Raw genomic sequence first — 11,876 nt, 5'->3', positions numbered from 1 at the left:
AGTCGACCTTCAGCGCCACCGGGTCAGGCCGTACGCGCGTCGTAGTGCGGCGGCGCTCAGAGCCGGCCTGACTCACGCCTCCCAGTCGCGCAGCAGCACCGCGGCCTGCTCGACGGAGCCGGCCAGTTCCGCCGCGAACGCCTCCGCCGACTCACGGATCCGCGCCACAACCGACGGGGGAACGACGCCTCGTCGTGACTCGTCCACCGTCGAGGCGAGCTGGGCGAGCACGTCGCGCTGCGCCGTGATCTCCGACTGCTCAAGCGGCCCCGGCGGCGGACGTGGTTGCCCGTACTTCACGACCACCACCTGGGCTCCCGACAGCTTGAAGTCGAAACTGGACAGCGATGACCTGAGCTCTTCCAAGGCGTCTTCCGCCTTGTCGACGGACGGCCGCAACACGGATTCGAGCGCGAGACCGACCAGGGCGACGGATTGGTCGGCGAAGAAGGCCGGGTCCTCCGTGTCGGCCTCCTCCTCGTCGATGGCGAGCTCCACCTCGTCCAACGCCTCGGCGCACTCGTCCTCGACCGCCTCGCCCGAGGCCGCCGCCCAGACGAGGTCGAGCGCCCCGTCCACCCAGGCGACCTGCTCCGGCGTGCCGAAGACACGGCACAACGCGGCCCCGTGCTCGGCTACGGCGGCACAGATCACCACGAGTTCACCATCCGAGGCACCCGGCGGCACCCGGGGTAGCAACGAAGGGTCCACGCCCCTGCTCCTCTCCCGCGATGCGGAACAGCCTGAACGGCGAATTCCGCACTTGGTGACCGAACATATCCCCGCCCGGTTCAGCGGCCCGCACCCGGACACCATCCTCGACGTCATCGCCCACGCGACCGCGGCCCCGGCGGAAGTCCTGCGCGTGGAGGGCGCTGGTCCCTCGAATCCCCTGGTCGTCGGGCGCGACGCCCGGAACTGTCGGTGTCCCTCGATAGCGTGCGCGCAGTTCACGTGAAGGGGGAGCGAACGCATGTCCGCCACGACGTACCTGGAGCTGTCCGAAGCCGACGGTGGTGCGCACAAGTTCTACGAGGTGCTGGTCAACGACACCGAGGTCACCATCACCTACGGGCGCATCGGGGAACAGGGGCAGGTCAGGAGCGCGACCTTCGCCGACCACGCCAAGGCGCTCAAGGCGGCCGAGAAGAAGATCGGCGAGAAGGTGCGCAAGGGTTACGCCCCCGCCGTCAAGGGTGCGCGTCAGCGCCGGTCGGTGAGCCGGCGGCAGATCGTCAGCACCCGCTCGACCGCCCACCAGGCACCGGTGCTGTGGCGGTTCGCCTCCGGGGCTCCGGCGTTCGGGATCTTCATCGGCGAGGACCACGCCTGGGTCGGCAACGAGAAGGGCGATGTCTACACCCTCACCCACGACGGCCGGGTCACCGGGCGGTTCGGGTTGCCCGACGCCGTCAAGTGCATCGTGGCCGACGACTTCTGGATCTACGCGGGGTGTGACGACGGCCAGGTGTACGACCTCGGCGCCAAGGTGCCCCGGGTGGCCTACGAGATCGCCGACGACGTCGACATCTATTGGCTCGACATCCACGACGGCGTGCTCGGCGTGTCCGACCGGCAAGGTCGGGTGACCGTGGTGGACCACGAGGACGAGTTCCAGTGGTCGCGCCCGGCCACCGGCGACAGCGCCTGGATGGTCCGCTGCTCGCAGGAAGGCGTCTTCCACGGCCACTCCCGGGGCGTCACCCACTACACCAGCCGCGGTCACCAAGCGTGGCACGCCGACACCGTCGGACAGGTGCTGTTCGGCTGGCAGGAGCGCACCGAGGTCTTCGCGGGCACCAGTCGGGGCCGGGTGCACCGGTTCGCCAAGTCGGACGGGCGCGAGACGGGCAACTACCGCTGCGACGCACCCGTGTTCTCCTGCGCGACCTCGCCCGACGGCGAGTTCGTCTTCGCGGGCGACAACCAGTCCTCGGTGTACTGCTTCGCCGCCGACGGGACCCGGCTGTGGAAACTCGCCACCGGGTGCGGCTCGGCGTTCTCCATGCAGTACCGCGACGAGCGGCTCTACCTGGTGACGACGGACGGTTCGCTCGCCTGCCTCGACGCCAGTCCGGCCGCCGTGCACGCGGCCGAGCAGGGGCAGCTCCCGCCGCGCCAGGACATCAAGGCCGGCAGCATCGACCGCGTCGAGGCGACCGCCGAGGTCGAGGTCGTCTCGCACGTCGCCCCGGGCGAGGGCGTCGTCGTCGAATGCGTGCGGGAGGGCGGCCGGATCAGGGTGCACGTCGTCTCGGACGGGTACGACCGCACCTGGGGCGTGCAGTTCCCCAAGAACATCCGGGTGCCGGGCGCCCGGTACCTGGTCACGGAGGTGGTCACCTCGGCCGGCGGGTCGTTCTACCGCACCCGCGGCGAGATCAAGCGCCTCCGCTGAGCACCGGTGCCGGCGGCGACCTGTCGACCGGGTCGCGCCGGCACCGGCTCACCGTCGGCGGAACAGCTCGTGCCCGGCCGCACCACGGGTCGTGGCGGCGGTCGGCGACGCGTTCCTCCAACGGATCAGGGCGTTGTCGGTACGACGTCGAGTCGAACGCCACCTGCTCGGCGGGGGTCTGTGGGCGTCGTGTCGGTCAGGTGAGCAGCCGGCGGAGTGCGGTGGGGTGTGGCCCAGGTGGTCCCGCATGGTGCGGGACAGGTGTGGTTGGTCGGCGAAGCCCAGGTCGGCGGCGAGGGTGGCGAGGCTGGTCTCGCCGGCTTGCAGGGGGTCCAGTGCGCGCGTATCGCAGCAGGCGCTGCATCGGGCCGGGCCGGGCCGGCCTGTTCGGCAAGACACCAGCAGTTCTTCCGCTCGACGCTTGAGAGCCGGCCCAGGTGGCCGCACCCGATTCCCTGCCGGGTCTCCACGCAAGATCGCGAAGCCGCAACCGGAGTGCTAAGCGCACGCCACCCGATTTCTCCGGAGAAGGGCGGCACACCAGTGGAAGTGGCCGTCGCTGCCGTCCGAGGAGAACAGGTCGTAGGTGGTGAGGGCGTAGACGGCCTGGTAGAGCGCGAGGGTGTCGGCCGGGTAACCGAGCTCCCCGGCGAACAGGCCGGTGAGGGTGGCGGCGTGGTGTTCGGCGTGTGGTCCGTACATGTCCCAGACGGCGGCGGTGACAGCGGCCTCGAACGCGGGATCGCCGGCGGTGGTGAAGAAGCCGAAGTCGAGGACGGCGGTGGGACGGCCGGTGTCGTCCACGTGGATGTTGGGCGGGGCGAGGTCCCCGTGGATGGCGGTGACCGGTGAGTCGGGCAGGGCTGTGAGAGAGGCGACGACCCGTTCCACCGCAGCGGAAAGACCCGGAACGTGGGCGGCGAGCACGTCGCCATGACGGCGGGCGGCGCGCCGGACGAGGGCGGCGAGCGCGTCGGGGAAGCGCGTGTGGCCCCGCCAGAGGGGGCGGTCGTCGCCCTGGACGGTGAGGCCGCGCATGGCCTCGGTGCCCGGGACGGCGGCGAGGGCGCGCAGGACCGTCAGGAGCGCGGTGGTCTCGGTGGCGGGCAGGTCGCGTTCGGAGGAGGTCATCACGGGCTCGGAGCGGAAGGGCGATCCGGTCAGCTCGCGCTCGTAGGTGACGAAAACGCCGTCGTGGACCTCGGTGTCGAGGATCTCCGGCGTGGCGAAGGGCAGCGGGTGGCGGGCGATGTCCGCGTAGACCCGGCGGGAGAGATCGAGATCAGTCGGCGGCCGGCCGCTCCACACCTTGGCGACGAGGCCCTCGTCGAGTCGGTAGACGGCGCCCTCGACGCCGGCGGCGAGGGTGCTCGGGGCGCTGTGGCCGCGACGGGCGAAGTGTGCGAGCCACTCGTCGGTGTGGCGCTGGCGGTATTCGACCATGGGGGGAGTACACCCGCCCTCCCCCGCACCCGCACCTGGATTTCGCCGCCTGCCCAGAATCCCGCCGCCCGAGGCGGACGATGCCGGGTGACGGTGAAGAGCAGGTTGCGGTGGGTGACGAACGCGTCAGTGGCGGGGTCCGGACGGCCGTCCTCGCTCATGGTGGCTCCTGTCTCTCCACTCTGGATCGTGTCTCACCCACAAGGCTCCGGAGCCCACCGTTTTGTGACACCACGACGGCGAAGAGGTGCCGAACATGATCAACACCACTTGTCGTCGAAGCTCAACGCGCGCCGTCCTCCATCCGCATTCTCCGGAATTCCAGCACCCCGCCGAACAAACCCCGGCCGGTAAGAGTTTGTTCAGAGTCGCGATTCCGCCGACACGGCCCGTTCCAGCACAGCAAGTCCTTCGTCCAGCAGCGCGTCCGGGATCACCAGCGGCGGCAGCAGCCTGATCACGTTCCCGTCGGTGCCGCAGGTGAGCACGACCACCCCGGCGCGGTGGCAGGCGGCGGCCACGCGTGCGGTGAGCCCGGGGTCCGGCTCGGTCGTGCCCGGTCGGACGAATTCGACCGCCAGCATCGCGCCACGACCCCGCACGTCGCCGATGACGCCGGTGGCGTCCGCGAGCGCGCGCAGCCTGGGCAGCACGGACGCCTCGATCCGTCGTGCGGCGCCCGCGAGGTCACGGGAGCGCATGGTGTCGATCGCCGCCAGCGCGGCCACGGCGGCGACGGGGTTGCCGCCGTACGTGCCGCCCAGGCCGCCCGCGTGCACGGCGTCCATCACCTCGGCGCGACCGGTCACGGCGGCCAGCGGGAGCCCGCCCGCCATGCCCTTCGCGGTGGTGACCAGGTCCGGGACGACGTCCTCGTGCTCGGCGGCGAACCACGCGCCGGTGCGGCAGAACCCGGTCTGGATCTCGTCGGCCACCAGCAGCACGTCGTTGGCCGCGCACCAGTCGGCCAGCGCGCGCAGGAAACCCGGCGCGGGCACCACGAACCCGCCCTCGCCCTGGATGGGTTCGATCAGCACGGCCGCGACGTTGTCCGCGCCGACGTGCTTCTCGATCCGGTCCGTCGCCCGCGCCGCCGCCTGCGGCCCGGTCAGCCCGGCCGGGTCGCGGAACGGGTAGGACATCGGCACGCGGTGCACCTCGCCCGCGAACGGGCCGAACCGGTGCTTGTACGGCATGTTCTTCGCCGTCATGGCCATCGTCAGGTTGGTGCGCCCGTGGTAGGCGTGGTCGAACACCACGACCGCGGGCCTGCCGGTCGCGTGCCGGGCGATCTTCACCGCGTTCTCCACCGCTTCGGCGCCGGAGTTGAACAGCGCCGACCGCTTGGCGTGGTCGCCGGGGGTGAGTGCGTTGAGCTGCTCGCACACCGCCACGTACTCCTCGTACGGCGTCACCATGAAGCAGGTGTGCGTGAAGCGCTCCACCTGCCGCCGCACGGCGTCGACCACCTCGGGCGCCGGGTTGCCGACCGAGGTGACCGCGATGCCGGACCCCAGGTCGATCAGCTCGTTGCCGTCCACGTCGATGAGCAGCCCGTCGCCGCCGCGGTCGACGAAGGCGGGCAACGTGCTGGAGACCCCGGCCGCGACCGCGTCCGAGCGGCGGGCCTGGAGGGCGCGTGACGCGGGCCCCGGGATTTCGGTGCGCAGCCGGTTCGCGGAGGTGGTCGTGGTCATGTGCCCAGGATCGGCCCACGCGACCGGTGGCCCCAATGACCGAATCGGCTAGATTGAGCACTCCAATCTGGCCGGATCGGCGGGTGGTGCGGATGCCCATGACCCTCGCCAGGCTCCGGCAGGAGCCTGCGCTGCGCCTGCGCGTGCTGGCCGGTCACGACCGGCTGGACCGCCCCGTCGACTGGGTCCACGTCAGCGAACTGGACGACCCGACCCCGTTCCTCGAAGGCGGCGAACTGCTGCTGACCACCGGCCTGCGGGTGGACGCGGACACCGACTTCCGGGCCTTCGTGGCACTGCTGGTCGACCGCGGCGTCGCCGGGCTGGGCTTCGGCACCGGGCTCGGCCACGACACCGTTCCGCCGACGCTGGTCACGGCGGCCGACGAGGCCGGGTTGCCGCTGCTCGAAGTGCCGAAGCGGACGCCGTTCATCGCCATCAGCAAGGCCGTGTCCGGCGCCGTGGCCGCGGACTCCTATGCGGAGGTCACGGCGACCAACGCGGCGCAGCGCGAGTTGACGGCCGCGGCGCTGGCCGGTCCGGAACGGGTGGTGCGGCGACTGTCCCGGCTGCTCGCCGGCTGGGTGCTGCTGCTGGAGCAGTCCGGCACGGTGCTGGCCGCCTCCCCTGCCGCCGCCGTGCAGCGGGTCCCGGCGTTGTCGGTCGAGTTGGACCGGCTGCGCCGCCGCGTGGCCAGTGCCGGTTTCGCCCTCGGCGAGGACCACATCGCCGTGCACGTCCTGGGCAGCCGCGGTTTCCTGGTCGTCGGGCGCTCCTCGCCGTTGGACCGGGTGGGGCAGCAGATCCTGACCGCCGCCGCGTCGGTGCTCACCCTGACCATCGCCCGCGCCGGCGACCTCGACACCGCCCGGCGTCGGCTGCGCGGCGCGGCACTGCGCCTGCTGCTGGCCGGTCACCACGAGCTCGCCGCCGAGGTGTCGCCGCTGCCCGACGAGCCGGTCGAGGTGCACGTGTTCACCGGACCCACCACGCACCGCGCACGGGGGCTGGAGCTGCTGGAGAGCAGTGACGTCTTCTGCGCCGAACTCGACGACCGGCTCGTGGCCCTGGGGCCGGGGCCGGGGCCGGAGGCCGTGGCGGGGCTGCGCGGTGGTGTGTCCGAGCCCGTCGACTACCCGGACTTCGGTCGTGCGCACCGGCACGCCGTCCGGGCCGCCGAATCCGCGCACCCCGGTGAACTGGTGCGGTTCGGTGACGTGGCGGGCGCCGGGATGCTGGGCCTGCTGCACGTCGAGGACGCCCACGCCTACGCGCGGTCGTTGCTGGGGCCGGTGTTGGAGCACGACCGGAACGGCCGTGGCGACCTGATCGTGTCGCTCACCGAATGGCTCCGGCGGCACGGCCAGTGGGATCCGGCGGCGGCCCGCCTCGGGGTCCACCGGCACACGCTGCGCAACCGCATCGGCAAGATCGCCGAACTCACCGGCCGGGACCTGGATTCGCCCGGCGCCCGGGCGGAGTTCTGGTTCGCCCTGCACCTGCTCGACCAAGCCGCGAACGAGCCTGGTGACCTGCCGGAAACACGGGTTTGACCTCTTCGGCGCGGAACTGGCCATTCCGTACAACGCCGTCGCGCGACTACGCCGGAATGTCCACTGTCACCTCGGCAGCGGCCGCTCCCAGACTGGTGCGCAACCAACCGGCAGCTCTCAACGCAGGAAGGAGGGCCGATGTCGCAGGACCTGCAACCCTCATTGCGCAAGCGGCACCTCAGCATGATCGCCATCGCCGGGGTCATCGGCGCCGGGCTGTTCGTCGGCAGCGGCGCGGCGATCGGCACGGCGGGACCAGGTGTGCTGATCTCCTACGCCGTTGCCGGACTGCTCGTCGTGCTGGTGATGCGGATGCTGGGCGAGATGTCCGCGGCCAACCCGGACACCGGCAGCTTCTCCGCGTACGCCGAACGTGCGATCGGCCCTTGGGCGGGCTTCACGGTGGGCTGGCTGTACTGGTGGTTCTGGGTCGTCGTGGTGGGCATCGAGGCGACGGCGGGCGCGGCCATCGTGCACCGGTGGGTACCTGCGGTTCCACAGTGGACCTGGGCGCTGGTGCTGACCATCCTGCTCGTGCTGACCAACCTGTACTCGGTGCGCGCCTTCGGTGAGTTCGAGTTCTGGTTCGCCGGTATCAAGGTCGCCGCCATCACGATCTTCCTGGTCCTCGGCGGTCTCGCGATCTTCGGCATGCTGCCGAACGTCGCCGCGCCCGGACTGTCCAACCTCACCGGGCACGGCGGGTTCCTGCCCAACGGCTCGGGGCCGATCTTCGCCGCCATGCTCGTCGTGGTGTTCTCCTTCTTCGGCGCGGAGATCGCCACCATCGCGGCGGGTGAATCGGAGAACCCCGGCCAGGCCGTCCGCACCGCCGTCCGGTCCGTGGTGTGGCGCATCCTCCTGTTCTACATCGGCTCCATCGCCGTCGTCGTCACGCTGATCCCGTGGAACGACGCGAGTGTCGCCAAGAGCCCGTACGTCGCGGTGCTGGACGCCATCGGGCTGCCGTCCGCCGCCGTGGTCATGGACGTGGTCGTGTTGACCTCCGTGCTGTCCTGCCTGAACTCCGGCCTGTTCACCGCGTCCCGGATGGTGTTCTCGCTCGCACGGCGCGGCGAGGCGCCTGCGGTGCTGGGTCGTGTGTCCCGTCGCGGGGTGCCGACCGCCGCCGTGCTGGCGTCCACTGTGGTCGGTTTCGTGACGGTGGTGTTGAACTACGTCTCGCCGGACACCGTGTTCCTCTTCCTGGTGAACTCCTCGGGCGCGGTGGCGGTCTTCGTGTGGCTGGCCATCGCGGTGTCCCAGTTGCGGATGCGCCGCCGCATGGAGCAGGAGGCGCCGGGTCGGCTCACGCTGCGCATGTGGGGCTACCCGTACCTGACGTGGGCGACGATCGTCGGCATGGTCGGCCTGCTGGTGGGGATGTTGTTCGACGCCGGCGCCCGGTCGCAGCTGCTGCTGAGCCTGCTCGTCGCGGCGGTGGTGATCGCGGTGAGCGCACTGCGCGGCCGCCGCCGCGCCGTGCCGCCCAAGGTGGTGGAGGCAGTGGAAACGGTCTGAGGACGAAGCCCGGTCGGCATGACGCTCCGCCCCCGCGCGGGTGGACGTCATGCCGACCGGGCTTCGGTCGATCGTGGTCCTCGACGTGGCGACGAAGTCAAGAAAACTTGACACGATGTCAGCATCGCTTTACCTTGACCATGTCAAAGATGTTGTACATGGAGCAAGGGGAAGTCATGAACTCACCCAAGCGCGCGGCGAGAGTCGCGGGCGCCCTCTACCTCCTCCTCGCCGTGCTCAACGGCGTGGCCGAGATGTACGTGCGCGCCACGATCGTCGAGCGCGGCGACGCGGCTGCCACGGCCGACAACGTGGTCGCGCACGCCACGCTGTTCCGCCTCGGCTTCGTGGCCGACCTCGTGGGCATCGCCTGCCTGCTCTTCGTGGCCATGGCCCTGCACCAGTTGCTCCGGCACGTCAGCAAGAACGCCGCCGCCGCCATGGTCGTCTTCTCTGCCGTCGCCGTCGCGCTGATGTGTGCGAACCTGCTCAACCACTTCGCCGCGCTGATGATCGCCACCGACGCGTCCTTCGCGACATCCTTCGGCCCCGACGGCTCCGACGCCCTGGTGCTGATGTTCCTCGACCTGCACCGCAACGGCTACCTGATCGCCCAGGTCTTCTTCGGCCTGTGGCTCCTCCCGCTCGGCTACCTGGTCCGCGACTCGGGCTGGTTCCCCCGGTCGCTCGGCGTCCTGCTGGTGGTCGGGTGCTTCGGCTACCTGGCGGACCTGGTGGCCAAGTTCCTGCTACCCGACCTGGCGCCGACCCTGTCCCCGTTCGTGCTGGTGCCCGCGGTCGTCGCGGAACTCTGGCTGATCGCCTGCCTCCTGCGCAACAGCGTCAAGAAGGACGCCCTGCCAAGCGGACTCGCCCCCGCCGCAGCCTGATCCGAACACCGTCGCGCAAGACCCCGCCGGTTTGCGTAGCGTCCAGCGGGTCAGGTGCGATCATCGGGCATGGGCGTGCAGATGTTCGCGGCCCCGGGTGAAGGGGTTGTGGTGGTCCTGCGCCCTTACCGCAGCGGGGACGTCGAGACCCGGAAGTTCGTGCAGTGCCCATGCCACCTGCACGTCTGACACATCTGACAACGTCACAGCGCGATAACGGTTGGCCGGCCCGGTGCACGGGGTCCGGTCGCGCATGTTTGCTTTGCGACATGAACACGAAGGTCATGTCCGTGCTGCTGGCCCTGGGTTGCACCGCATCCCTGGTGGGGTGCTCCAGCAGTGACGACAAGTTCGTCGAGGAGTTGAAGGCCGCGGGCTTCAGCACCATCGGCGAGCCGCGCAGCGAGTCCGAGAAGAAGAGCAAGAAGGTCGGCAAGCGGACCGTCAAGTCGTCGCAGAAGGTCCTTGAGGTGACGGTCCGGGTCAAGGGCTGCGACCTGGAGTTCGCGAAGGTGTCCGGCCAGTCCGGTTACTGGCTGGACGAGCTGCACGTCAACGGCCAGGAACCGGACTGGCCCGGCTACCCGGAGAACCTCAAGCAGCAGGACGTCGTGACCGCGTTTGCGGGCAACCAGCCCAAGCCGGACGGCTTCAAGGACTGCTACAAGCCCAACGAGCCCTAGCGATGTCCACGCCCGGTGCGATTCCCGGGCGGTGGGTCAAGCGTGATTCCGGTCGTACGCGGCCCGTGCGGAATCGACCTCGGACGTGTGGGCTTCCGCCCACTCCTTGAGGTGGCGGATCGGCTCCAGGAGCGACTGGCCCAGCGGCGTGAGTTCGTAGTCGACGCGGACGGGCACCGATGGGGTCACCGTGCGGGTCAACAGACCGTCTCGTTCGAGACCTCGCACCGTCTGGGTCAGCATCTTCTGGCTCACCCCGGCAATCCGCGCGGCGAGCTCGGAATAGCGCATCCGGCCCATCCGGCTGGTCAAGCGGAGGCGGCGAGGTCGTCGCGGAGAAGGGTAGCGGCGAGATCGTCCGCATCGACAAGACACCGGAGTTCCCCGCGTAACCGGACCTGGACGAACCCCGAGCCGGGATCGCCGACGTGACGTCGCCGCCGTGTCGCCGATCTCGGCTCGGTTTGTTCTTCAGCGCCGACATCGCGACCGATTCCGCGTATAGCGGATGTTCCTTTCCTCGTATAGCGGATGGTCCCGTCGGCACCGGACCGCCAAGATCGACTACGCGCGGTCTGCGCGTGGATTCCGCACAATCGGCTACCGCAGGCCTCGACCCGTTCCGGCGTGACGGGGAGATGCCCGACGACCGTCGTCCGACTCCCCGGACCGCTCCCCTGCAAGAGGAGATGCTCCCTTGTTCACCAAACGCGTCGCGGCAGTAGGGCTCGCGATCGCCCTCGGCCTCTCGACGATCGCGGGCACCGCTGCCGCCGCTCCCCCGTCCATGACGCCGGACATCATCGGTGGCACCGAGGTGCCGGACGGTGCGTACCCCTTCATGGCCACGTTGCAGTACAAGCCCTGGGGTGCCACCGGCTACGACCGCCACTACTGCGGCGGTTCGCTGATCGGCCCGAGCGCGGTGCTGACCGCCGCGCACTGCGTCGCGACCATCACCCCCGACCGGGTCGTCGACTGGAACGTGATCGTCGGGCGGACCCAGCTCACCGATGACACCCGGGGTCAGTCGCGCTCGATCAAGAACATCTACGTGCACCCGAAGTACAAGGACAACGGGGGCTACGACACGGCGGTGCTGATCCTCGACACCCCGGTGACCGACGTGACCCCGATCCAGCTGGTGACGCCCGGCACCGACGCGCTGGAGCGGCCCGGCCGCCAGGTCACCACGACCGGCTGGGGCAACCTCGTGCAGCAGGACCCGTTCCCGAACTCGGGCGCGTGGCAGGGTCCGGACCGGTTGCAGGAGGTCGAACTGCCGATCGTGTCCGCCACCGAGTGCGCCGTGTCGTACGGCGAGTTCGGCGACGACGCCATCGACCCGGCGCTGGACGTGTGCGCGGGCCGTACCGGCAAGGACGCCTGCCAGGGTGACTCCGGCGGGCCGCTGTTCGTCAAGGTGCCGGGCCGGCAGGCCTTCATCCAGCTGGGCGTGACGTCCCGCGGCATGGGCTGCGGTTCCACCGGCTACCCCGGCATCTGGACGCGACTGGCCAACGAGGAGATCGGCGCGTTCATCGCCCAGCCGTGGGGCGACGGACAGCCTCCCGTCTAAGCGCGAGGCCGTGGACCGCAGGGATCGCCCCTGCGGTCCACGGCCGTTTTGTGGCACGGGCATCGCCTGGTCACCGGGGCGGAGCCGCCTGGGTAGGAGTAGCACGACCACC

General features: G+C 70.4%; 10 protein-coding genes. 6 read left to right on the top strand and 4 right to left on the bottom strand.

Annotation, left to right across the window (positions count from 1 at the left end; all coding sequences use genetic code 11):
* Positions 1 to 72: 72 nt before the first annotated feature.
* Entirely contained in the window at positions 73 to 711 is a 639-nt protein-coding gene (locus tag ALI22I_RS50820) for a hypothetical protein (RefSeq protein WP_179118232.1), read from the bottom strand.
* Positions 712 to 973: 262 nt separating this feature from the next.
* Here ALI22I_RS50820 and ALI22I_RS14520 point away from each other — a divergent pair, with 262 nt between their 5' ends.
* A complete protein-coding gene (locus ALI22I_RS14520; protein WP_077006024.1) occupies positions 974 to 2,398 on the top strand; it encodes a WGR domain-containing protein in 1,425 nt (474 codons plus the stop codon).
* A 498-nt stretch (positions 2,399 to 2,896) separates the two neighbouring features.
* On the opposite strand, the gene ALI22I_RS14510 is transcribed toward ALI22I_RS14520, so the two are convergent.
* Entirely contained in the window at positions 2,897 to 3,841 is a 945-nt protein-coding gene (locus ALI22I_RS14510) for a phosphotransferase family protein (RefSeq protein WP_077006023.1), read from the bottom strand.
* Positions 3,842 to 4,203: 362 nt separating this feature from the next.
* Positions 4,204 to 5,538, bottom strand: a complete 1,335-nt coding sequence (gene gabT / locus ALI22I_RS14505) for a 4-aminobutyrate--2-oxoglutarate transaminase (RefSeq protein WP_077006022.1) — start codon at positions 5,536 to 5,538, stop codon at positions 4,204 to 4,206.
* Between the two features lie 92 nt (positions 5,539 to 5,630).
* On the opposite strand from gabT, the gene ALI22I_RS14500 reads away from it, so the two are divergent.
* From ALI22I_RS14500 to ALI22I_RS14485, 4 genes are all read left to right on the top strand, one after another.
* A complete protein-coding gene (locus ALI22I_RS14500; RefSeq protein ID WP_077006127.1) occupies positions 5,631 to 7,091 on the top strand; it encodes a PucR family transcriptional regulator in 1,461 nt (486 codons plus the stop codon).
* A 138-nt stretch (positions 7,092 to 7,229) separates the two neighbouring features.
* Positions 7,230 to 8,612, top strand: coding sequence for an amino acid permease (locus tag ALI22I_RS14495; protein ID WP_077006021.1), 1,383 nt, complete (start codon positions 7,230 to 7,232; stop codon positions 8,610 to 8,612).
* Between the two features lie 176 nt (positions 8,613 to 8,788).
* Positions 8,789 to 9,502, top strand: a complete 714-nt coding sequence (locus tag ALI22I_RS14490) for a DUF4386 domain-containing protein (RefSeq protein WP_077006126.1) — start codon at positions 8,789 to 8,791, stop codon at positions 9,500 to 9,502.
* Between the two features lie 269 nt (positions 9,503 to 9,771).
* A complete protein-coding gene (locus ALI22I_RS14485) occupies positions 9,772 to 10,185 on the top strand; it encodes a hypothetical protein (RefSeq protein WP_077006020.1) in 414 nt (137 codons plus the stop codon).
* 36 nt (positions 10,186 to 10,221) lie between these two features.
* Here the strand turns inward: ALI22I_RS14485 and ALI22I_RS14480 are convergent, their stop codons facing one another.
* The gene (locus ALI22I_RS14480) at positions 10,222 to 10,476 is read right to left on the bottom strand and encodes a winged helix-turn-helix transcriptional regulator (protein ID WP_238598359.1); all 255 of its coding nucleotides are present in this window, start codon (positions 10,474 to 10,476) and stop codon (positions 10,222 to 10,224) included.
* 406 nt (positions 10,477 to 10,882) lie between these two features.
* Here ALI22I_RS14480 and ALI22I_RS14475 point away from each other — a divergent pair, with 406 nt between their 5' ends.
* On the top strand, positions 10,883 to 11,764 hold the full coding sequence (locus ALI22I_RS14475; protein ID WP_077006019.1) for a S1 family peptidase: 882 nt from the start codon (positions 10,883 to 10,885) through the stop codon (positions 11,762 to 11,764).
* Positions 11,765 to 11,876 lie beyond the last annotated feature (112 nt).

This window comes from Saccharothrix sp. ALI-22-I (genome assembly GCF_001984175.1).
Lineage (GTDB): Bacteria > Actinomycetota > Actinomycetes > Mycobacteriales > Pseudonocardiaceae > Actinosynnema.
The sequence above is the reverse complement of the archived record's forward strand: the minus strand, read 5'-3'. Positions and strand labels throughout refer to the sequence as shown.